This window comes from Brevirhabdus sp., from assembly GCF_052826345.1.
In genome coordinates this window covers 1-21,806 of sequence record NZ_JBRBUA010000122.1, presented here as the reverse complement: position 1 = coordinate 21,806, position 21,806 = coordinate 1, and the positions used below count along the sequence as shown (strand labels likewise).

The 21,806-nt window shown below is 67.2% G+C and carries 21 protein-coding genes, 1 other RNA gene and 1 pseudogene; 15 read left to right on the top strand and 8 right to left on the bottom strand.

Annotated features, from left to right (window positions below; translation table 11 throughout):
• From ACU0BR_RS14435 to ACU0BR_RS14420, 4 genes are all read right to left on the bottom strand, one after another.
• Window positions 1-1,060: toxic anion resistance protein (locus tag ACU0BR_RS14435; protein WP_446157530.1), on the bottom strand; the 1,060-nt coding region annotated here is incomplete at its 3' end.
• Window positions 1,061-1,085: 25 nt separating this feature from the next.
• Window positions 1,086-2,048: a 5-bromo-4-chloroindolyl phosphate hydrolysis family protein gene (locus ACU0BR_RS14430; protein ID WP_446157529.1), complete on the bottom strand. Its 963-nt coding sequence runs from the start codon at window positions 2,046-2,048 to the stop codon at window positions 1,086-1,088.
• Between the two features lie 213 nt (window positions 2,049-2,261).
• Window positions 2,262-3,086 (bottom strand): TerC family protein, encoded by an 825-nt coding sequence (locus tag ACU0BR_RS14425; protein WP_446157528.1) that lies wholly within the window; start codon window positions 3,084-3,086, stop codon window positions 2,262-2,264.
• 91 nt (window positions 3,087-3,177) lie between these two features.
• Window positions 3,178-4,107 (bottom strand): pseudouridine synthase, encoded by a 930-nt coding sequence (locus ACU0BR_RS14420; RefSeq protein WP_446157527.1) that lies wholly within the window; start codon window positions 4,105-4,107, stop codon window positions 3,178-3,180.
• Between the two features lie 92 nt (window positions 4,108-4,199).
• On the opposite strand from ACU0BR_RS14420, the gene ACU0BR_RS14415 reads away from it, so the two are divergent.
• The 7 genes from ACU0BR_RS14415 (at window position 4,200) to rpmG (ending at window position 8,715) form a co-directional block, all read left to right on the top strand.
• Window positions 4,200-4,682, top strand: coding sequence for a nucleoside deaminase (locus tag ACU0BR_RS14415; protein ID WP_446157531.1), 483 nt, complete (start codon window positions 4,200-4,202; stop codon window positions 4,680-4,682).
• A 141-nt stretch (window positions 4,683-4,823) separates the two neighbouring features.
• A complete protein-coding gene (gene gatC / locus ACU0BR_RS14410; protein ID WP_446157526.1) occupies window positions 4,824-5,111 on the top strand; it encodes an Asp-tRNA(Asn)/Glu-tRNA(Gln) amidotransferase subunit GatC in 288 nt (95 codons plus the stop codon).
• A gap of 1 nt (window position 5,112) precedes the next feature.
• Window positions 5,113-6,600: an Asp-tRNA(Asn)/Glu-tRNA(Gln) amidotransferase subunit GatA gene (gatA, locus tag ACU0BR_RS14405; protein WP_446157525.1), complete on the top strand. Its 1,488-nt coding sequence runs from the start codon at window positions 5,113-5,115 to the stop codon at window positions 6,598-6,600.
• A 51-nt stretch (window positions 6,601-6,651) separates the two neighbouring features.
• Window positions 6,652-7,317, top strand: a complete 666-nt coding sequence (locus ACU0BR_RS14400) for a hypothetical protein (protein WP_446157524.1) — start codon at window positions 6,652-6,654, stop codon at window positions 7,315-7,317.
• Window positions 7,301-8,047, top strand: a complete 747-nt coding sequence (locus ACU0BR_RS14395) for an N-acetylmuramoyl-L-alanine amidase (protein ID WP_446157523.1) — start codon at window positions 7,301-7,303, stop codon at window positions 8,045-8,047. The genes ACU0BR_RS14400 and ACU0BR_RS14395 overlap by 17 nt, the downstream gene beginning before the upstream one ends.
• Before the next feature lie 12 nt (window positions 8,048-8,059).
• An RNA gene (rnpB, locus tag ACU0BR_RS14390) (RNase P RNA component class A) lies at window positions 8,060-8,440 on the top strand.
• 131 nt (window positions 8,441-8,571) lie between these two features.
• Window positions 8,572-8,715 carry a 50S ribosomal protein L33 gene (gene rpmG, locus ACU0BR_RS14385; protein WP_446157522.1) on the top strand — a complete coding sequence of 48 codons (144 nt, stop codon included), beginning with the start codon at window positions 8,572-8,574 and terminating at the stop codon, window positions 8,713-8,715.
• Between the two features lie 136 nt (window positions 8,716-8,851).
• Here the strand turns inward: rpmG and ACU0BR_RS14380 are convergent, their stop codons facing one another.
• The 3 genes from ACU0BR_RS14380 to ACU0BR_RS14370 all read right to left on the bottom strand — a co-directional run bounded on the left by ACU0BR_RS14380 (window position 8,852) and on the right by ACU0BR_RS14370 (window position 11,610).
• On the bottom strand, window positions 8,852-9,604 hold the full coding sequence (locus ACU0BR_RS14380) for a hypothetical protein (protein ID WP_446157521.1): 753 nt from the start codon (window positions 9,602-9,604) through the stop codon (window positions 8,852-8,854).
• A gap of 139 nt (window positions 9,605-9,743) precedes the next feature.
• The gene (locus ACU0BR_RS14375; RefSeq protein ID WP_446157520.1) at window positions 9,744-10,466 is read right to left on the bottom strand and encodes a Bax inhibitor-1/YccA family protein; all 723 of its coding nucleotides are present in this window, start codon (window positions 10,464-10,466) and stop codon (window positions 9,744-9,746) included.
• Between the two features lie 184 nt (window positions 10,467-10,650).
• Window positions 10,651-11,610, bottom strand: a complete 960-nt coding sequence (locus ACU0BR_RS14370) for an NADPH:quinone oxidoreductase family protein (protein WP_446157519.1) — start codon at window positions 11,608-11,610, stop codon at window positions 10,651-10,653.
• Window positions 11,611-11,992: 382 nt separating this feature from the next.
• Here ACU0BR_RS14370 and ACU0BR_RS14365 point away from each other — a divergent pair, with 382 nt between their 5' ends.
• From ACU0BR_RS14365 to ACU0BR_RS14355, 3 genes are all read left to right on the top strand, one after another.
• Window positions 11,993-12,361, top strand: coding sequence for a helix-turn-helix domain-containing protein (locus ACU0BR_RS14365; RefSeq protein WP_446157518.1), 369 nt, complete (start codon window positions 11,993-11,995; stop codon window positions 12,359-12,361).
• A 375-nt stretch (window positions 12,362-12,736) separates the two neighbouring features.
• On the top strand, window positions 12,737-13,591 hold the full coding sequence (locus ACU0BR_RS14360) for an inositol monophosphatase family protein (RefSeq protein ID WP_446157517.1): 855 nt from the start codon (window positions 12,737-12,739) through the stop codon (window positions 13,589-13,591).
• A complete protein-coding gene (locus tag ACU0BR_RS14355; RefSeq protein WP_446157516.1) occupies window positions 13,584-14,942 on the top strand; it encodes an 8-oxoguanine deaminase in 1,359 nt (452 codons plus the stop codon). Before ACU0BR_RS14360 ends, ACU0BR_RS14355 begins: the two co-directional genes overlap by 8 nt.
• Window positions 14,943-15,025: 83 nt before the next feature.
• Here the strand turns inward: ACU0BR_RS14355 and guaD are convergent, their stop codons facing one another.
• Window positions 15,026-16,312 carry a guanine deaminase gene (gene guaD, locus ACU0BR_RS14350; protein WP_446157515.1) on the bottom strand — a complete coding sequence of 429 codons (1,287 nt, stop codon included), beginning with the start codon at window positions 16,310-16,312 and terminating at the stop codon, window positions 15,026-15,028.
• A 165-nt stretch (window positions 16,313-16,477) separates the two neighbouring features.
• Here guaD and mgtE point away from each other — a divergent pair, with 165 nt between their 5' ends.
• The 5 genes and pseudogenes from mgtE to ACU0BR_RS14325 form a co-directional block, all read left to right on the top strand.
• Complete coding sequence (gene mgtE / locus ACU0BR_RS14345; protein WP_446157514.1) at window positions 16,478-17,860, top strand: magnesium transporter; 1,383 nt, start codon at window positions 16,478-16,480, stop codon at window positions 17,858-17,860.
• Window positions 17,857-18,468, top strand: a complete 612-nt coding sequence (locus tag ACU0BR_RS14340; RefSeq protein WP_446157513.1) for a 5-formyltetrahydrofolate cyclo-ligase — start codon at window positions 17,857-17,859, stop codon at window positions 18,466-18,468. Before mgtE ends, ACU0BR_RS14340 begins: the two co-directional genes overlap by 4 nt.
• Window positions 18,469-18,588: 120 nt before the next feature.
• Window positions 18,589-19,401, top strand: a complete 813-nt coding sequence (locus ACU0BR_RS14335; RefSeq protein WP_446157512.1) for a TIGR00282 family metallophosphoesterase — start codon at window positions 18,589-18,591, stop codon at window positions 19,399-19,401.
• A 222-nt stretch (window positions 19,402-19,623) separates the two neighbouring features.
• Window positions 19,624-21,402 (top strand): SLC13 family permease, encoded by a 1,779-nt coding sequence (locus ACU0BR_RS14330; protein WP_446157511.1) that lies wholly within the window; start codon window positions 19,624-19,626, stop codon window positions 21,400-21,402.
• 111 nt (window positions 21,403-21,513) lie between these two features.
• A pseudogene (locus ACU0BR_RS14325) lies at window positions 21,514-21,806 on the top strand (YebC/PmpR family DNA-binding transcriptional regulator); the annotation flags it as partial.

Sequence of the window (21,806 nt, the reverse complement as noted above, 5' to 3'; positions counted from 1 at the left end):
CCTCGTCGGCGATCTGCAGGCTGTCCTGAATGGTGCCGATCAGATCGGCATTGGCCTTCTTCACCGCTTCGATGTCGAAGACGCCGCGCTCCATCTCGGTGCGGATCATCTTGTTGGAATGCCGCAGGTTCTCTGCGTTCTTGGTCAGCAGTTCGTTGGTCAGGTCATTCGCGTCGCGTACCGCCGCCGCGGCCTCGGCGCTGCGCTGCATGGTGACGGCCTGCGCCAGCTGGGTTTCCCAAAGCGGGACGGTGTTGACCAGGGTGGAATTGATCTTGGTCACCAGCGACTTGTCGTTTTCCTGCACCAGCCGGATCGAGGGCAGCGATTGCATCGTCACCTGGCGCGTCAGCTTCAGGTCGTGCACGCGGCGTTCCAGATCGTCGCGCGCGGCGCGCAGGTCGCGCAGCTCCTGCGCCTGCATGACCTGATCTTCCTCGGGCGCGGCGTTCACCTCCGCTTCCTTGGCGGGGATGGCCTCGGCATCCAGCGCGCGGATCTTTTCCTCGCCGGCGGCGATGTAGATCGCCAGCTCGTCGTAGAATTCAAGCGTGCGTGCGTACAGCTTGTCGAGCGACTTTATATCCTTGAGCAGCTTGTGTTCGTGACGCAGCAGATTGTCGGTGATGCGGTCGATCTGATCCTGTACCGTTTCATAGCGCGCGGCGAATTTGGCCATCGGCGCGATCTGCCCGGTCAGTTTTTCCCACCATGACCGCTTGCGGCGCACGTCAAGCTCGCTGATCGAAAAGTCGCGGATCGTGCTGACGATGTTGCGCAGGGAATCGCCCGCGGGGCCGACATCCTTGTTGCGCACATCGGCCAGCATCGACTGGCTGATCTGTTGCAGCTCCGCCTGGGCGGAGGAGCCGAACTGCACGATCGAATTGGTGTCGTTCACGTCGATTTCATCCATCCGCCGACGGATCTGATCGGCCATCGGGGCGGGGGCGCGTTCCATCGCCACCAGCTCGGTGGAGGCCTCGCGCACCGGGGCGGATGTGACCTCTTCGACCATAGCGGTGCTGGCTTCGGCCTTCTGGCGGGTGGATTCCGACATGTTCGTCCCCTTGGTCCTGTTGGTCCTAATCGGCCGTCAGGCCGTCACGCTGCAATCTTTCGCGCAGCACTTCTATTTCAATGTCCAGATCGCTGCGGTCGTCCAGAAGCAGCGCTTCGGAACGCGCGGCGAAATTCGCCTGCAAATCCCCGAGCAACGCGGCGTAGCTGTCGCGTGCCGCCGGATCGGGGCTGCGCGCCTGCAACTCGGTGAACTTGACCGTCGCGTCCCGCGCACCTTGCAGATAGACGCTGAGATAGCGGCGCGCACCGCGCAGATCGCGCGGGTCTGCCTCGAGACGGCGAAACATCTCGCGGACCGTCGCGGCAAAGCCCTCGACGCGCTGCCGCAGGTCGCGGTCGTGGGTGGCGGCGATCGCGCGCTGCATCTCCGCCAGCATGGTCTCTCCTTCGGTAATGGCGCGGGTCAGCCGGTCGTTGGTCATGCGATCCACGCCCTCAACGCCCTTGTCGCGCATCGGGTCCGGTCCGAAGGCCAGAAAATGCAGCACCGCCGCCACCGCGCCGAAGATGACGGGGGCCGCGACCCCGCCGCCGGGCGCCGCCGAGGCGAGCGCCACGCCCAGCCCCGTCAGCGCGAGCGAGAACAGCTTGCGCGGGATCGCGGGGCGCCTGGCCACGGCGCGCGCGCGATAGGCCGCCTCCGCCTTCAGGCCCTCGCGCAGCAGCCAGAAGGCCAGCACCAGCACCCCGAAGGCCGTCAGGTCGGCGGCCATGGTCAGTGCGCCGCCCGAAAAGGCACTCAGCAACAGCGGCAGCGTCGTCAGGAACAGGAAGTTGGGCCGTGCGCAGGATGTGTCGACGCGCTTGCCGTCGAAGCGATGCGCCCCGGCCGACGGCGTCGCGGATGGGCCGCGGGGCGTCTGCCCCCGCGCAGCGTCAGCGCCGGAGGCGGTGTGCGGGGCATTCTCATCCGCGGACTTCCGGTTCCCGTCAGGGCTGTATCTGCCACCGAAGGAGACCGCCATCAAAGCCCACCCAGCCAGCCGGTCGTGACGCCCAGCAACAGCAGGAACAGCAAACCGTAGGCAATTCTGGCCAGACCTTCGCCCGTCATCGCACCCTCGCTCGGGCCGCAACGGCCCTTCCGGCTATATAGGGTTTCGCGGCTTGCAGTGCCACCGTCTTTGACCGTCTTTGCACCGCCTTTGTATCGACCTTGTATCGAGTATACGGGGCGGTCAGCGCCGTTTCGCGGCGCCGGCCGCCCGTTCTGCCGACAGCTTCCGCTGATAGCCGGACTGGATCACCTCCACCGCGACCAGCACCACGACCGAGAAATAGAATGTGGTCTTCGACATCGGCAGCAACGCATAGCCGAAGATGCGGACCTGCAGCGCGTCGTCATGGGCGGCATGGGCGGCGGCGGGGCCTGCCTCGCCCAGCAGGACGACGCCCACGATCAGCAGGATGAACAGGCCAAGAACCTCGTACATCCGATTTTTCCTGAGGAAATTCGTCACCCCGTCGGCCAGCACCAGCATTGCCAGGCCGCTGATCACGATGGCGATGGCGAGCACGATGAACACATCGGTGATTGCCAGCGCGGAAAGGATCGAATCGAAGCTGAACACGAGGTTCATCGTCACGATCAGCACCAGCACCTGCGTCGCCGACTTGCCCGATTTGCCCGACACATCGGTGCCCAGATCCTCGACCGACAGCATGTGCGTGATCTCCTTGAGCGCGGTATACATGATGAAGATGCCGCCGAGCACGAAGACGACAGTGGAGAAATTCACGCCGCCTTCCAGAATGCCGGTCCAGTTCATCACGAAGAACGGCTCCCGCAGCAGGTCGATCAGGCGGATCATCACGAACAGCAGGACGACCCGCAGCGCCACCGCGATGATGATGCCCCAGAAACGCACCGATTTCTGCTGCGCCAGCGGCGCGCGCCGACTTTCGATCGAGATGAACAGCAGGTTATCGAACCCCAGGACCGCTTGCAAAAAACAAAGCATCAACAGGTTGCCCATGTTTTCCAGGGTAAATAGATCGGTCATGACTTGCTCCTGCTGAGGCCGCCTGCGCTGCGCGGGCCGTCGTGTTCACCCTGCCCAACGCGGCAGCATCCCGCAAGGGACCGTTGATTTTTCAGTTTTTCTTTCGTCCCGGGCGATTGGGCCCCCTCGGCGCCCCGTCGGCCCGTTTGCCGCCCGGTCCGAAGCTTTCCGCACCTTTGCCTTCGGCGCCTTTGGCCCTTGGGGCGCGCGGGGCGGGGCGGGCGGGCTTCGGGGTGGTCTGCTCGGTGCTCAGGCCCAGTTGATCGCGCATGACCTTCGCCTTGACCTCGCTGACCTCGCCGGGTTTCAGATCGCCCAGTGCGAAGGGGCCATAGCTGATGCGGATCAGCCGGTTGACCGTCAGTCCCACCTGCTCGACCGCGCGGCGGATCTCGCGGTTGCGGCCTTCGCGCAGGGCCACGGTCAGCCAGGCGTTGGCCCCCTGCTGTCGGTCGATCGACACGATCATCGGCTGGAATTTCTCACCCTCGACGACCAACCCCCTGCGCAGCGGCTCCAGCATCGCGTCTTCGGGGGTGCCCTTCACCCGCACGCGGTACTTGCGCAACCATCCGGTGGAAGGCAGCTCCAGCCGCCGCTTGATGCCGCCGTCGTTGGTCAGCAACAGCAGCCCTTCGGAATTGAGGTCGAGCCGCCCCACCGACATTACGCGCGGCAATTCGGGCGGCAGCGCGTCGAACACCGTCTCGCGGCCCTTTTCGTCGCGTTCGGTCGTCACCAGCCCGGTGGGTTTGTGATAGAGCCACAGGCGCGGCGGTTCCGCTTCCGCCACGGGCTTGCCGTCGACGGCGATGCGGTCGCGCGCCGTGACGTTCAGGGCAGGGCTTTCTATCCTGCGGCCGTTGACCTGCACCCGGCCTGCCTCCACCATCCGTTCGACCTCCCGGCGGCTGGCGATGCCCGCGCGTGCCAGCACCTTGGCGATGCGCTCGCCCGGTGTGGCGCCCGAGGTGTTTGCGGGGGTGGCCCCGGCGGGGTGTGATGTGTCCGATTTTTTCATCGTAGTGGCATACTCCGGCGCGGGCCGAAGGGGAAGCCACTTGCCCCCGGTCGTGCCGCAAGGGCAAATGGGCCATGACCCGACGCGCGCAGATCCCGTTCCGCAGCCATATGACCGACGCCCTGGGCGAGGCGCGCGCCGCCGCCGCGCGCGGCGAGGTGCCGGTGGGCGCGGTCATCGTCAGCGCCTCTGGCGAGGTGCTGGCGCGCGGCGGCAACCGCACGCGCGCGCTCAACGACCCGACCGCCCACGCCGAGATCCTGGCGATCCGCGCCGCCTGTGCGCGTCTGGGCAGCGAGCGGCTGGCCGACTGCGATCTCTACGTCACGCTGGAGCCCTGCGCCATGTGCGCCGCCGCCATTGCCGCCGCGCGGCTGCGGCGCGTGTTCTACGGCGCGGCCGATCCGAAATCGGGTGGCGTGGCGCAGGGCGCGCGGGTGTTCGACCGGGCGCAAAGCCATCACCGTCCCGAGGTTTATGCAGGCATCGCCGAGACCGAATCCGAGGCGTTGCTGCGCGACTTCTTCGCGGCGCGGCGGCGGCTGTCACCGGATGCGGCGGCCGCCGACGACTAGGTCCGCGCCGCGCGATCCGTGCCATCGCGACCGTTTTGCGCCCGGATCGTCACGGTCGGGCGGCTTCGAGCGCTTGCGACGGGCGGATCGCGCCGTTAAACGGTGGCCGACCAAGGCAGGCCAAGGCAGGAAAGCGCAGCCATGAGCATTGACACGGAAACCGCCCGCCGCGTGGCCAAACTGGCCCGCATCGCCGTGAAGGACGACGACCTTCCGGCGCTGGCGCAGGAATTCAACACGATCCTCGGCTTCATCGAGCAACTGGGCGAGGTGGACGTCGAAGGGGTGGAGCCGATGACATCGGTAACGCCGCAGCGGCTGAAGCGACGCGAGGACGTGGTGACCGACGGCGACATGGCCGAACGTATCCTGGCCAACGCCCCCGACGCCCGCGAGGGGTTTTTCGCGGTTCCCAAGGTGGTGGAATGACATGACCGATCTCAACACGCTGACCATCGCCCAGGCCCGCGACGCGCTGCGCAAGAAAGAGACCTCCGCGACCGAGTTGACGCAGGCCTGCCTGGCGCGGATCGAGGGCGCGGATGCGCTCAACGCCTTCGTGCACAAGACGCCCGACCTGGCGCTCGACCAGGCCGCCGCCGCAGACGCGCGGCTGGGGCTGGGGGATGCGCCCGCGATGTGCGGCATCCCGCTGGGCATCAAGGATCTGTTCTGTACCCGCGGCGTGGCGTCCCAGGCGGCCAGCCGGATCCTCGAAGGGTTTCGCCCCGAATACGAATCCACCGTCTCGCAGAAGCTGCTGGACGCGGGCACGATCATGCTGGGCAAGCTCAACATGGACGAATTCGCCATGGGCTCGTCGAACGAGACGTCGACCTACGGCAACGCGGTCAACCCCTGGCGCGCGCAGGGCAGCGAGGCCGCGCTGACGCCGGGCGGCTCGTCGGGCGGCTCGGCCGCGGCGGTGGCGGCGGATCTGTGCCTTGCCGCCACGGGCACCGACACCGGCGGGTCGATCCGCCAGCCTGCCGCCTTCACCGGGATCACCGGGCTCAAGCCGACCTACGGGCGTTGCTCGCGCTGGGGCATCGTGGCCTTCGCCTCGTCGCTGGACCAGGCGGGACCGATGACCAAGACGGTGCGCGACGCGGCCATCATGCTGGGCGCGATGGCGGGGCACGACGCCCGCGACAGCACCAGCGCCGATCTGCCGGTGCCCGATTTCGAGGCGGCGCTGACCGGCGACATCCGGGGCAAGCGCATCGGCATCCCGTCAGAATACCGCATGGACGGCATGCCGCAGGAGATCGAGGCACTGTGGTCGCGCGGCGCCGAGATGCTGCGCGACGCGGGCGCCGAGATCGTCGATATCAGCTTGCCGCACACCAAATACGCGTTGCCCGCCTATTACGTGATCGCGCCGGCCGAGGCGTCGTCGAACCTGGCGCGCTACGACGGGGTGCGCTACGGCCACCGCGCCAAGCTGGCGCAGGGCGACGGCATCACCGAGATGTACGAAAAGACCCGGGCCGAGGGCTTCGGCCATGAGGTGCAGCGCCGCGTCATGGTGGGCACCTACGTGCTGTCGGCAGGGTTCTACGATGCCTATTACAACCGCGCCCGCAAGGTGCGCGCGCTGATCAAGCGCGACTTCGACGAGGTCTTCGCGGGCGGCATCGACGCGATCCTGACCCCCGCCACGCCCTCGGCGGCCTTCCCGCTGGGGCAGATGAAGGACGCGGACCCGGTGGCGATGTATCTCAACGATGTCTTCACCGTCACCGTGAACCTCGCCGGGCTGCCCGGCATTTCGGTGCCGACCGGGCTGGATGCGCAGGGGCTGCCGCTGGGGCTGCAATTGATCGGCCGCCCGTGGGAGGAAGGCGAATTGCTGAATGTCGCTGACGCGATGGAGCGCGCGGCCGGATTTGTTTCCAAACCCGGTCAATGGTGGTAGGACAACCCGCAAGCTGACAAGCCAGGCCAATACGAAGGGCGCCCAGGGCACATGCGTATCATCTTTCCTTTCGTGACGCTGGTGGCGCTGGCCGCCTGCGCCCAGCAAGTGCCGGATTCCGGCGCCGGAGTGGGGTTTCAGGATTACGGCACCTATCAGGAGCAGCTCAGGCAGCGCGAATCGCAGCTGACCGGGCGCAGCTACTACGGTGCCGACGCCTCCGATCCGCAGTATTCAGGCCAGCCGGTGCCGCAATCGAGCGCCATTCCCGCGCCCCCCACGGCGGCCTCGCCCTCGGTGGTGGAACCCGCGGTCAGGCGCAGGCGGAGCATATCCGACGAGCAGAGTTTCGAGGCCGTCAAAGAACGCGAAACCATCGAAAGCGATGCGGAGCGGCTGGCGCGCCAGCGCGCGCAATACAAGGTGATTCCGCCCAAGCCGCTGCCCAGCCGCAACGGCAATACCAGTCCCAATGTCGTCGAATATGCGCTGAGCACGACCAATATGCCGGGCCAGCAGGTCTATCGCCGTTCCTGGATCAGCTTCGGCGGCAACCATGCGCAGAATTGCGCCAGATACGGCTCCGCGGATATGGCGCAGCTGGCTTTCCTGTCCAACGGCGGGCCGCAGAAGGACCGCGAGAATCTGGACCCCGACGGCGACGGCTTTGCCTGTAGCTGGGACCCGACGCCGTTTCGGAATGTCGCCGGACGCTAGAGGCCAGGACGGCACCCGCTGGCACCCCTCGGGCAATTTCGGACCCCGGCGGGGCGGGGCGGTGCCCGACACGGTGGTCATCCATTACACGGCGATGGACAGCTGCGCGGCGGCGCTGGAGCGGCTGTGCGATCCGCACGCCGAAGTTTCCGCGCATTATCTGATCGGGGCCGACGGGCTGACCTATCAGCTGGTCGAGGAGGGCGCGCGCGCCTGGCACGCCGGGGCCGGTCGCTGGGGCGATGCCGAGGATCTGAATTCCCGCTCCATCGGGATCGAGCTCGACAACCGGGGCGACACCCCCTTCGCCGCGCCCCAGATGGACGCGCTGGAGGCCCTGCTGCAGGGCATCGTCGGCAGATGGCGGATCGCCGCGCCGCGCGTCATCGGTCATTCCGATCTGGCGCCGGGGCGCAAATGCGATCCCGGCCCGCGGTTCGACTGGCGCAGGCTGGCGCTGCGCGGGCTGGCGGTCTGGCCGCAGGGGGCCGGGCGCGCGGGTCCCGGGCCTGTCCTGAACGCCGCCGATACCGATGCGCTTTTCGCGGCGCTGGCCGCGTTCGGCTATGACGCGGGGGCGGACCGGGGGGCAGTGCTGGCGGCGTTTCGCGCGCGCTTCCGCCCGCAGCTGCGCAGCGCCGACGATCCGCCGCCCGATACATGCGACCTGGCGCTGGCGCGGGATCTGTCCTGCCGGTTCCCGGTTGACCGCGCCGCGCGCTGCGCATAGGTGCGACTGCGCGCGGATGGCTGGATGACCGCGGGTCCGTTTCGGCGGGTCCGAGGAAAGTCCGGACTCCATAAAGCAACGGTGCCGGGTAACGCCCGGCCGGGGCAACCCGAGGGACAGCGCCACAGAAAACAGACCGCCCCGGTGATCCGGGGTAAGGGTGAAACGGTGGGGTAAGAGCCCACCGCGGGACGGGCAACCGGACCGGCACGGCAAGCCCCACCGGGAGCAATGCCAAATAGGGACCCCGCGGGCCATTGCCCGGGGATGCTTTATCCCAGGGGTCCGGGTTGGCAGCCAGAGGCGGCGCAGCAATGTGCGGTCAAGATGAATGGTCATCCAGGGGCGGCGTGCCGCCCCGGACAGAATCCGGCTTACAGGCCGTCCGCGCGTTCTGACACCCTGCTGCCCGCAGGGCCGGGGCATCCCTGTTTTGCGGTTGACTCGCGCCCTGCGCCCGTTAAAAGGCGGGCTTCAAGCATTTTACGGGGCCGCCCTGCGTGCCTCGCTGACTGGAGAGACCAATGGCGAAGCCAACCACGATCAAAATCCGCCTGAACTCGTCGGCGGGCACCGGCCACTTCTACGTGACCAAGAAGAACGCCCGCACGATGACCGAAAAGATGGCGGTCAAGAAATACGACCCCGTCGTGCGCATGCATGTCTAATACACGTAAGGAAATATCAAGTGATCCTGCCGCCCGGCCCGGGGGCCGGGGGTCATCGCCTTTGCAAAGGGCCGCGCGGGAATGGCGCGGCCCTTTTGCCGTCTGCCTTTATGCCATTTGCCTGTCGCCCGGCGCCCTACAGCGCCAGCAGCACCGAATAGCCCGCCGCGCCCAGCAGAAAGGGCAGAAAGCTGCTTTGCCGGTCTTCGGGCAGCTCTTCCTTCAGCACGTTCAGCACGACGCCCCCGGCCAGAAAGGCGAACAGCAGCCCGATGCCGATCGGGGGCAGCTCGCCCACCAGCCCCAGCGCCCAGCCCGCCAGCACCGCGCCCGCCAGGATCCAGCGCGCCAGCTGGTCATAGCGGCGGCGGTGATGCTCGCGCAGGCCGAAATCATTGGTGACGAAATGCAGCACCATCGCCACGCCATAGATCACCAGCGACCACAGGCCCGGCGTCTCCCGGTGCAGCAGCAGATAGCCGATGATGGCGTTGTACAGCGCGAAAGAGCCGATGTGCAGCCAGAAGGCCCCGACCGGAGGCAGCGCTGCCGCCTCGGTGGTTTCGCCCGACCGGGGGGGCGTCGCGGGCCGCGGTGCGATCGACCGCTTCAACGACCGCTCCAGCCCGTAGAAGGTGATGAGCCCCGCCAGCGCCAGGGCATAGACGGCCGTTTCGGCCCGTCCGGCACCCAGCCCCAGTGCCTCGGCAAAGGTGTCCCGATGCGCGGCAAGTTCGGGCAGCACATGCAGAAAGATGTAGGACACCGCCACGCCGCCAGAGGCCGACAGCCACCGCGATCGGGGCGTGCGTTCGAGAAACCGCAGCTTGCCGATGAAGATATGGGTCAGGGCAAAGGCCGCGGCGAACAGGGCGCTGAGAAGGGTCATGCCCGGCCAATGCGCGAAACCCCCCGCCGGTTCCCGTCTTGCCGCTCTCGGGCCTGCGGGGCCGGACCTGTCGGAATGAAAAAGGCCGACGCAATGGCCGGCCTTTTCGTCGTTTCGGGTGTCGTGGGTGCTGTCGCGTTTACTCGCGGTTGCCCATGAAGCTCAGCAGGAACATGAACATGTTGATGAAGTCGAGGTAGAGCGTCAGCGCGCCCATGATCGCCGACTTGCCGATCCATTCCGCATCGCCGTGCGACGCCATCTGCAGGTAGGTGGTCTTGATCTTCTGCGTGTCATAGGCGGTCAGCCCGGCAAAGATCAGCACACCCAGCGCCGAGATCGCGAACATCACCGCGGGCGAGGCTAGGAAGATGTTGACGATGGACGCCACGATCAGGCCGATCACCCCCATGATCAGGAACGACCCCCAGCCCGAGATGTCCTTTTTCGTGGTGTAGCCCCACAGGCTGAGCCCCGCGAAGGCGATCGAGGTCACCAGAAAGGTCTGCGCGATCGAAAAGCCGGTGTAGACGGCGAAGATGAAGCTGATCGACAGGCCCATCAGCGCGGCGAAGCCGTAGAAGACCGCCGTTGCGGCGGCAACGGACAGCTTGTTGATCACGGCGCCGAAGGCGAAGACCACGATCAGCGGGGCGAACATGACGACCCAGCGCAGGCCCGACCCGAAGATCGCCTGCATCATCGCCTCATTGGTGCCGACCAGATAGGCGACGACGCCGGTGACGGCCATGCCGACCGCCATGGTCGCATAGACCTTGTTCATATAGGCGCGAAGCCCCTCGTCGATCCGCGCGGCACCGGCATGGGTGCCCGTGCTGCGAACCGTGTCAAACTGTGCCATCTCAACCCTCCAGAAACACATTTTCGGCGGTATTGATTGATTCAGCCGCCTTCCGCCTAAATATCGGAAAGAACCCCCCGCATTTCAAGAAGGCAGCGTCATTCTCGGGGCGGGTTTGATGCAATAGTCCGGCGCCCTCGGCCGGACGTCGCATTTTGCTATGTTTTCGGTAAATGCTTTGCAATCAGCACATGGTGACGACGACCTTTCCGGTCGATTTGCGCGCGCGCAGCAGTTCCAGCGCCTCGGCCGCACGCTCCAGCGGCAGCCGGTGCGAGACATGCGGATGCAATTTGCCCGCGGCATACCAGTCGAACAGCTGCGCCAGGCTGTCGGCCCTCGCGGCGGCGTCGATCTCGTGGTAGCCGCCCCAGTAGAAGCCGAGCACGGTGATATTCTTGACCATGATGATGTTGGCGGGCACCTGCGGCACAGTGCCGGAGGCAAAGCCGATCACGATCATCCGCGCGCCGCGATTGCAGGCCCGCAGGGCCGCACTGAACTGCTCGCCGCCGACGGGATCGTAAACCACATCGGCACCGCCCAGATCCTTGACGCGCCGGCGGATATCCTCCGAGCTGGAGTCTACCGTGTGGTCGGCCCCCGCGTCGCGGGCCACGGCCAGTTTTTCCGGGCCGCGCGCGCAGGCGATCACGCGGGCGCCCATCAGTTTGCCGACCTCCACCGCGGTCAGGCCGACGCCGCCTGCGGCGCCCAGCACAAGCAGCGTCTGTCCCGGCGCCAGCCCGGCCTTTTGCAGCGCGAGGTGGCTGGTGCCATAGGCGATCTGAAAGCCCGCGGCATCGGCCATGTCCATCGTCGCGGGCAGGGGGATGCAGGCGTCGGCAGGAAAAACCCCCGTCTGCGCCAGCCCTCCCGACCCGGCATAGATCGCGACGCGGCTGCCGACCGGGGGGTGCGAGACGCCGGGCCCCGTCGCGCGCACGGTTCCCGCGACCTCCATCCCCAGGGTGAAGGGCACGGGCGGGCAGGCCTGATAGTCGCCGCTGACCATCAGCAGGTCGGCAAAGTTCAGGCCGCAGGCGGCGATGTCGATGCTGACCTGCCCCGCGCCGGGCTGCGGGACGGGGATGTCGAGGAGCCGGGGCGCCGTGCCGTGGCGAATTACCTGCAATGCCTGCATGTCGGCCTCCGTTCTGGTCCCCGTTCTGGCCTCAATTCCAGCCTCCGTTTCGGCCGCGGACCAGGCTCGATTCCGCGCGGGTCGGGGGAGCGTAGTGGCGCCCGCCGGGATTCGCCAGAGAGCGGCCGGAAAAATGACATTCCGTTCTCCCTAAGCGTGAATTCGCATTTTGCGAAGAGGTTGCGCACAACGGAAAGGACGTCATTTCGTTTTGCAAAACAACTTTTGGTTAAACGTCCTCGGATCGCTTGTCAGAAAGGACAATTCGAAAGAAAATTAGCCCGGACAGCGGACGGATTTCTGATTTGTAACGTTTGTGTTGGTGAAAAAGAGCTATCGTTCAAGCTGATAAAAACGCGAATTAACGGACGGAGAAGTGGCGATGAAGCATCCAGTAGACGTGCACGTCGGAAAACGTGTGCGGCATCGTCGGTGGATGCTGGGCATGACCCAGCAGCAGCTTGCCGAAAAGGTCGGGATCAAATTCCAGCAGATCCAGAAATACGAGACCGGGATGAATCGCATCAGCGCCTCGCGTCTGTGGGACATCGCCGACACGCTCGATGTGAATGTGGCGTTCTTTTTCGAGGGTTTGGATCAAAAGGATGGCGCGGCCGCCAACAGCGCGCTGCCCAGCGATATCCTGGCCGACAAGGAAGCGCTGGAACTCATCCGCTCCTACTATGCCATTCCCGAAAACCAGCGTCGGCGGCTGTTCGACCTCGCCAAGGTGCTGAGCGCGGCCGCCTAACCGTGCCGTCACGGCATCCGGTGGATCGGGTTCAGGATGAATCTGCGGGCCCGGATGTCCAGATCCTGCAGAGATCTTCGTGGGGTGTGAGGCTGCCGAGGGGCTGGAACCCGCGTGCGAAGTCGATGGCCGCCGAGAATGCTTCCTTTCATTCCTGAGAATGAATCGCATCATCACGCCGCAGGATCAAAGGCTCAGGTAAAACGCCCAGGGGGACGCGCGGCGCGGGCAGGGGCGGGCAATGTCCGGCCCGCCTGCCGCCGCCGTTCCCCTTCCCGGCGCCCCCCTCCCGCCGCTGCCGCTTGACCCCCGGACCTGTGCCTCTTACGCCAAGGGCAGGGCGAACAACCGGCGGGCAGGCAAGTGGATCAGCAGGTGGATCAGACAGAAACACAGCAATTGATCGCGGTCGCCGACAGGCTGGCCGACGCGGCGCGCCTCGCGACGCTGAAATTGTTCCGGTCCAAGGGCCTGACCGCGCAGAACAAGCTGGCGCAGAACACGCTGGCGGCGGCCGATGGTGCCGAGGCGCAGACGGCAGCGGCGGGCGCGTTCGATCCGGTGACGCAGGCGGACCGCGCCGCGGAGACCGCGATGCGCGACATCCTGACCGAGGCACGCCCGCGGGACGCGATCCTGGGCGAGGAATTTGCCCCTGTCGCCGGCACCTCGGGCCTGACCTGGGTGCTGGACCCGATCGACGGCACGCGCGGGTACATGTCGGGTACGCCGACCTGGGGCGTGCTGGTCGCGGTGTCCGACGCCACGGGTCCGATCTACGGCGTCATCGACCAGCCCTATATCGGTGAGCGTTTCAGCGGAGGTCTGGGGCGGGCGCGGTTCGCGGGGCCGCACGGCCGGGGCGATCTGTGCACGCGCGGCACGCGGGATCTGTCGCAGGCGCTGATCTTTTCTACCTACCCGGAAGTCGGCACCGAACGCGAGGCGGCCGCGTTCCGGGCGCTCGGCCGGCAATGCCGACTGACGCGCTACGGCATGGATTGCTACGCCTATGCGCTATTGGCGTTGGGCCAGATCGACCTCGTGGTCGAGGCCGGTTTGCAGCCCTACGACATCGCCGCGCCGATCGCTGTGATCGAGGCCGCGGGCGGGGTCGTCACCGATTGGCAGGGCCGCCCGGCGCATGGCGGCGGTCGCGTGCTGGCGGCGGCCAATGCCACGTTGCACGCCGCCGCGCTGGAGGAACTGGCGGGGGCGGCGCTTGACTGAGATCCTGATCAAGGACGCCGCGCATGTCGTGACGATGGATGATGCAAGGCGCGAATTGCACGAGGTCGATATCCTGCTGCGCGATGGCGTGATCGCGCGCATCGGCCACGGCCTCGGCACGGGCCACGGCCTCAGCGCGGGCGGACAGGTGATTTCGGCCAGAGGGGCGCTGGTCACGCCGGGTCTGGTGAACACCCATCACCACCTTTACCAGACGCTCACCCGGGCGGTGCCGGGCGGGCAGGACGCGCTGCTGTTCGGCTGGCTCAAGACGCTTTACCCGATCGGGGCCCGCTTCGGCCCCGAGGAGATGCGCACATCGGCGCTGATCGGGCTGGCGGAGCTCGCGCTGTCGGGCTGCACGATGTCGTCGGATCACCTCTACCTGTTTCCCAACGGCGCGCGGCTTGACGACACGATAGAGGCGGCGGCGCAGATCGGCCTGCGGTTTCACCCCACGCGCGGCGCCATGTCCATCGGCGCAAGTGCGGGCGGCCTGCCGCCCGACACGCTGGTGGAGCGCGAGGCCGCGATCCTGGACGATTGCATCCGCGTGATCGACCGCCACCACGATGCGGCGCCGGGGGCGATGTGCCGGGTCGGTGTCGCGCCCTGTTCACCCTTTTCCGTCAGCCGCGAGCTGATGCGCGACGCGGCGCTGCTGGCGCGCGACAAGGGGGTGATGCTGCACACCCATCTGGCCGAAAACGATGAAGATATCGCCTACAGCCTGGAAAAATTCGGCTGCCGCCCCGGCCAATACGCCGAGGATCTGGGCTGGACCGGCGTCGACGTGTGGCACGCGCATTGCGTCAAGCTCGACCGGGCCGAGGTCGATCTGTTCGCCCGCACCCGCACCGGCGTGGCGCATTGCCCCTGTTCCAACTGCCGTCTGGGATCGGGGATCGCCCCGGTGCGCGCGATGCGCGACGCGGGCGTGCGGGTCGGGCTTGGGGTGGATGGATCGGCCTCGAACGATGCGGGCAACCTGGCGGCGGAGGCGCGTCAGGCGATGTTGTTGCAGCGCGTGGTGCGCGGCGCCGATGCGATGAGCGCGCGCGAGGCGCTGGAAATCGCCACGCGCGGCGGCGCCGAGGTGCTGGGCCGCGGCGCCGAATGCGGCCGCCTGCAGGAAGGCTATCGCGCCGATCTGGCGATCTGGGATGTCTCGGGCATCGCGGCCGCGGGCAGCTGGGACCGGATCGCCCTGCTGCTGGCCGGGCCGACGCAGGTGCGCGACCTGCTGGTCGAGGGGCGGCAGGTGGTGCGCGACGGGCAGCTGGTGACGCTGGATCTGCCCCGCGCGGTAGAGGCCCAGAACCGTCTGGCCGCAAAGCTGATGAAGGCTTAGGCGTCGGGCCCGGGTGACGCTGTCCGCCATCCGGTGGCGTTGACCGCGCCCTTGCGCCCCGTCGCATGGCAGGTGGGCTGCTCTCAGATGCGCGTGCCGCCGATCCAGACCCCGGCGATGGCGCGATCATCGCCCATCATGATGGTGGGAAAGAGCGCCTCCCAGATATTTTCCGCCGTCGCCGCACGTTGCGCTATGGCGGGGGTCGAGGCCAGATCTATCGCGATCAGGTCGGCTTCCGCGCCCACGCGCAACGCGCCGATGGTGCCCGACAGCCCCAGCGCGGCGGCGGAACCTTCGGTCGCCAGCCACCACAGTTGCGCGGGGTGCAACGCGTTGCCCGCCAGCTGGCCCACCTCATAGGCCGCCGCCATCGTGCGCAGCATCGAAAACGACGACCCGCCGCCGGTGTCGGTCGCCAGCCCCACCCGGTGGCCCGCGCCTTTCAGCCCGGCCATGTCGAACAGCCCCGATCCGATGAAGGTGTTCGAGGTCGGGCAATGCACCAGCGCCGCGCCGACCTCCTGCAGCCGTGCCTTTTCGCGGTCGGTCAGGTGGATCGCGTGGCCATAGACGCCATTGGCCCCCAGCAGGCCGTGGCGTTCGTAGGTGTCCAGATAATCCATCGCCTGCGGAAACAGCCCGTTGACCCAGGCGATTTCCTCGACCTGCTCGGACAGATGCGTCTGCATCAGGCAATCGGGATGCTCGGCCCAGAGCGCCCCCAGCGCCGACAGCTGTTCGGGCGACGACGTGGGCGAAAACCGGGGCGTTATCACATAGGACAGCCGGTCGACCCCGTGCCAGCGCTCCAGCAGTGTCCGGCTGTGGTCATAGGCGCTTTGCGCGGTGTCGCGCAGCGCCTCGGGGGCGTTGCAATCCATGCAGGTCTTGCCCGCCAGCGCCCGCATCCCGCGCTGGCGGGCCTCGGTGAAAAAGGCCTCGACGCTGGCGGGATGGATCGTGGCATAGCTGCACATGCTGGTGGTGCCATGCGACAGCGCCAGGTCGAAATACCGCGCCGCGATGGCCTGTGCGTAGGCGGGATCGGCGAATTTCATCTCTTCGGGAAAGGTGTAATCGTTCAGCCAGTCGATCAGCCGCTTGCCCCAGCTGGCGATCATCGCGGTCTGCGGGAAATGCACATGCGCATCGACGAACCCCGCGCTCAACAGCTTGTCGCCGCAATCGGTGAGCGTCGCGTCGGGATGCGCGGCGCGCAGGTCCTCGGCCGGGCCGGTCTGCGCGATCCGCCCGTCGACCACCAGCACGCCGCCGCGCGTGTCGACCTGTGCCGCCTCTGCCAGCGGCACCGCGAAGGGATCCGCCGAAAAGCCGAGCGTCTGGCCCACGATAAGCTGCTTGTCCATTGGTGCCCCCTCATGATGCGCCCTGCGCGCCCCGGCTGCGATGCGCGCGCCGGTATAGGGCCGCGCGCGGGCGGCGTAAATCTTTCTGTCGTGGCGTCGGCGGTTGGGCTGTCTCTTGTCGAACGGCTTGGTTAGGATATTTGCAAGCCGACAGGGGGGCTGTGAATGGCCGAGCAGGAAACGGCGGTCGATACCGCCGAAGAAGACGACACCGAACTCGATCGCCATCGCGGCGATGCGATACTGGAGGCTGTGGAGATCGCGGACCGCGACGCGCTGACCGCGCTGCTGGAGCCGCTGCACGCCGCCGATATCGCCGACTTTCTCGAACAGATCAGCGCGGGCGAACGGCGGCGGCTGATCACGCTCTGGGGCGACGGTATCGACGGGGAAATCCTGTCGGAACTCGACGAGAACCTGCGCGAAGAGGTCATCGCGACGCTCGACCCCTCGGTCCTGGCCGAAGCGGTGCGCGAGCTGGAATCCGACGACGTCGTCGATCTGATCGAGGATCTGGACCAGCCGCAGCGGTTCGCCATCCTCGAGGCGCTGGAAAAGGCCGACCGGGTCGCGGTCGAGCAATCGCTGAGCTTCCCCGAGGAATCCGCCGGCCGCCTGATGCAGCCCAATGTGGTGCGCGCGCCCGAACATTGGACGGTGGGCGATGCCATCGACTACCTGCGCGCCGCGCGCGAGTTGCCGGATCAGTTCTACCACATCATCCTGGTGGACCCGCGGATGCATCCCACCGGCTACGTCACGCTGGGCAAGCTTCTGGGCACGGCGCGCCGGACGCGGCTGCTCGAAATCACCGAAGAAAGCTTCCGCACCATATCGGTCACCACCCCCGAGGAGGAGGTGGCCTATATGTTCAACCAGTATCACCTGATTTCGGCCCCCGTGGTCGACGACGAGGATCGGCTGGTCGGCGTCATCACCATCGACGACGCGATGCTTGTGCTGGATGCCGAAGCGGGCGAGGACATGATGCTGCTGGCCGGTGTCGGCGACGAAAGCGTGTCGGACCGCACGCTCAAGATCGCGCGCCAGCGCTTTCCCTGGCTGATGGTGAACCTGATGACCGCGATCCTGGCCTCGTTGGTCATCGCGCAGTTCGAGGCCGCGATCACCCAGATCGTGGCGCTGGCGGTGCTGATGCCGATCGTGGCCTCGATGGGCGGCAACGCGGGGACGCAGTCGCTGACCGTCGCGGTGCGCGCGCTGGCCACGCGCGACCTGACCGGGTCGAATGCGCTGCGCGTCGTGCGGCGGGAGGCCACCGCCGGGCTGCTCAACGGCGCGGCCTTCGCGGGTATCATGGCGGTGGTCGGCATCGTGTGGTTCGGGCTGCCGATGCTGGGCGTGGTCATCGCGGCGGCGATGGTCCTCAACCTCGTGGTGGCGGCGCTGGCGGGGGTTTTGATTCCGCTGGGGCTGGAAAAGATCGGGGTCGATCCGGCGCTGGCCTCGGGTGCCTTCGTGACCACGGTGACGGATGTGACCGGGTTCTTCGCCTTTCTCGGCCTCGCCGTGATGTTGCTGCTATGACCGGCGCGACCCCGTTCCTCGACGCGCAGGACGCGGATCTGCGGGCCGCGAAGGGCGCCGCGCGAAAAGCCGCCTTCGCCCGGCGCAAGGCCGCGTTCGATGCGGGCCTCGCGCCCGCGGCCGCCGCGGCGTTGTGGCGCGCGCTTGCCCCCCACCGGGGGCGGGCGCTGGCGGGCTACATGCCCATCCGGACCGAAGCAGACCCGTTGCCGGTGATGACACGCTGGGCGCATCACGCTCCGGGCGCGCGGGTGGGGGTGCCCGTCATCCTCGCCGCGCATCAGCCGCTGGAATTTCATCTCTGGCACCCCGAGGCCGAGATGCGCGCGGGCACCTTCGGCGCCGCGACCCCGGCCGACGCGCGCATCATGCGCCCCGAGGTGGTGATCGTGCCGCTGGTGGCTTTCGACGCGGCGGGCAACCGGCTGGGCTATGGCGGCGGATTTTACGACCGCACGCTGGAGCTGCTGCGCGCCGACGCCCCGGGGTCCATCACCGCGATAGGCTTCGCCTTCGAGGCACAGTTGAGCGACACCGCCCTGCCACAGGAACCGACCGACCAGCCGCTGGACATGATCGTCACCGAGACATGCGTGCGCCGCTTCTGATCGCGCCGCGCCCGTTCCTCATTGTCGCAAAAATATCCCCGCCGGAGGCATCTTTCCCCGCGCCCCCCTCCCGCGTCAGAAGCCTTGCGCATCGGCGCGCGGCACCCTACGGATTTATCCATGAGATTGCTTTTCCTCGGGGATGTCATGGGGCGCGCGGGGCGCGCCGCCGTGACACAGAACCTCGCCCGCCTGAAACAGGACTGGCGCCTGGATTTCGTCACGGTCAACGCCGAAAACGCGACGGGCGGGGCAGGGTTGTCGCCCGCCCATGCCAAAACGCTGCTCGACGCGGGCGCCGATTGCCTGACGCTGGGGGATCACGCCTTCGACCAGAAGGACATGCTGTCCTTCGTCGATCAGGAACCGCGCATCCTGCGGCCGCTGAACTTCGCCAAGGGCGCCCCGGGACGGGGGCACCGGCTTTTCCAGGCGGCGGGCGGGCGCAAGGTCCTGGTCGCACAGGCGCTGGGGCAGGTCTTCATGAAACGCCCCTTCGACGACCCCTTCTCGGCGGTCGAGCAGGTGCTCAAGGCGCATCCGCTGGGCGGGCTGGCGCAGGCGATCGTGATCGATTTCCACTGCGAGGCCACCTCGGAAAAGATGGCGATGGGGCATTGGTGCGACGGGCGCGCTTCGCTGGTGGTGGGCACGCATACGCATGTGCCCACCGCTGACGCGCGCATCCTGCCGCGCGGCACGGCGCATCAATCCGACGCGGGCATGTGCGGCGATTACGATTCCGTCATCGGCATGGACAAGGAAGAACCGATGCGCCGCTTCATCACCGGCATGGGCAAGGCGCGCTTCGTTCCCGCGACGGGCGAGGCGACCTTGTCGGGGCTGTTCGTGGAAACCGACGACCGCACCGGGCTTGCGCGCTCGGTGCGCATGATCCGGCAGGGCGGGCTGCTGGAACAGGCCGCGCCCTGACCCCTTTGCCGGACCTGATCGCCATGGGTTGTGCCGCCGCCTGAGCTGCCCCCTGTACGCGCCGCCTGAGCCGCGCCCCTGCGCCCGGCCACACCGAAACGCGCGGCGCGGATAGGGGGGCGGCGGGCGTGGCGTCAGCGCGCGGCCGCGCAAACGCCGCTTGTCCGCGCCAACCCCTGCGCGCATGATGTGCGCTGGCCATTTCGACATGAAGACCCGGTAATGATAAACCTTTCGCTCACCCCCTTCGGCATGGCGGCGCTGACCATGGCGGTGGTCGCCGTGATGTTCGTGCTGTTCCTGCGCGAGAAATACCCGGCCGAGGTCATCGCGATCGCGGGTGCCACGCTGATGCTGGTGCTTGGCATCCTGCCCTACGACCGCGCGCTCGCGGTGCTCTCCAATCCCGCGCCCTGGACGATTGCCTCGATGTTCATCGTGATGGGCGCGCTGGTGCGTACCGGCGCGCTCGACTGGTTCACCCAGCTGGCCGAGCGTAACGCGCAGACCCGGCCGAAACTGGCGCTGGGCGCGCTGATGGGCTTCGTCGTGGTGGCGTCCGCCATCGTCTCGAACACGCCCGTTGTCGTGGTGATGATCCCGGTCTTCATGCAGCTGTCCAAGACCTTGCAGGCGTCGCCGTCCAAGATGCTGATCCCGCTCAGCTATGGCGCGATTCTGGGCGGCACGCTGACGCTGATCGGCACATCCACGAACCTGCTGGTCGACGGCGTCGCGCGCAGCAAGGGGCTGGCGCCGTTCTCGATTTTCGAGGTGACGCCGCTGGGCGTGATCCTGGTGGGCTGGGGCATGTTCTACCTGTGGATCTTCGGCGCCCGCCTGCTGCCCGAGCGTCACTCGCTGGCCTCGCTGATCTCCGACAAGTCGAAGATGAAGTTCTTCACCGAAGTGGCCCTGCCCGAAGACAGCGATCTGATCGGCCAGAACGTGACCGAGGTGGATCTGTTCCGGCGCGAGGGCGTGCGCCTGATCGACGTGCTGCGCGGCGACGCCTCGCTGCGCCGCGATATGAGCGCGGTTGTGCTGGAGCCGGGCGACCGTGTCGTTCTGCGCACCGAGATGGCCGAGCTCATGGGGCTTCAGGCCAACCCCAGCGTCCGGCCCGTGGACAAGCTGTCCTCGGTGCGCACCACCACGGTCGAGGTGCTGATCACGCCGGGTTGCCGCATGGTCGGCCGCTCGCTCGGGGCGCTGCGCCTGCGCCGCCGCTACGGGGTCTACCCATTGGCCGTGCACCGGCGCAACCAGAACATCGGGCGCCAGCTCGACGAGGTCGTGGTGCGCGTCGGCGACACGCTGCTGCTCGAAGGCACGGGCGAGGATATCCAGCGCCTGGCCCATGACGTGGGGCTCGTCGACATAGCCAAGCCTTCGGCGCAGGCCTATCGCCGCGGCCATGCGCCCATCGCGGTCACCGCGCTTCTGGGGGTGGTGGTGCTGGCGGCCTTCGGGGTGGCGCCGATCTTCCTGCTGTCGGTGGTGGCGGTGGCGGTGGTGCTGCTGGCGCGCTGCATCGACGCGGAGGAGGCGTTTTCCTTTGTCGACGGTCGGCTGCTGGCGTTGATCTTCGCCATGCTGGCGGTCGGCGCGGCGCTGGAGGAATCGGGGGCGGTGCGCCTGATCGTGGAGGCGCTGGCGCCGCTTCTGACCGGGTTGCCGCCCTTTTTCGTGGTGTGGGCGATCTATCTGCTGACCTCGGTGTTGACGGAGCTGGTGTCCAACAACGCGGTCGCAGTCGTAATCACCCCCATCGCGATCGGTCTGGCGGCCTCCATGGGGATAGAGCCGCGCCCGCTGGTGGTAGCGGTGATGATCGCGGCTTCGGCCAGCTTCGCCACGCCGATCGGCTATCAGACCAACATGCTGGTCTATGGGCCCGGCGGCTACCGATTCACCGATTTCATGCGCGCGGGCATCCCGTTGAACCTGAGCATCGGTTTGCTCGCCTCGGCGCTGATCCCGCTGTTCTGGCCCTTCTGAGACGGGATTGCCCCCTCGGCATCCGCCGATTATAGACAGGCCGACGGCGGGCACGCGCCCGCACCCAACCTGTCGGCCCCGCGCCGCGTTCCAATCATCGAAGAGGGCACCATGGCCGGTCATTCCAAATGGGCAAATATCCAGCATCGCAAGGGTCGCCAGGATGCGATCCGTTCAAAGCTGTTTTCCAAGCTGTCCAAGGAGATCACCGTCGCCGCCAAGATGGGCGACCCCGACCCCGAAAAGAACCCGCGTCTGCGCCTGGCCGTGAAGGAGGCCAAGTCGCAATCCGTCCCGAAGGACGTGATCGACCGCGCGATCAAGAAATCCCAGGCCGGCGACGCCGAGAACTATGAGGAAATCCGCTACGAGGGCTACGGCCCGAACGGCGTCGCCGTCATCGT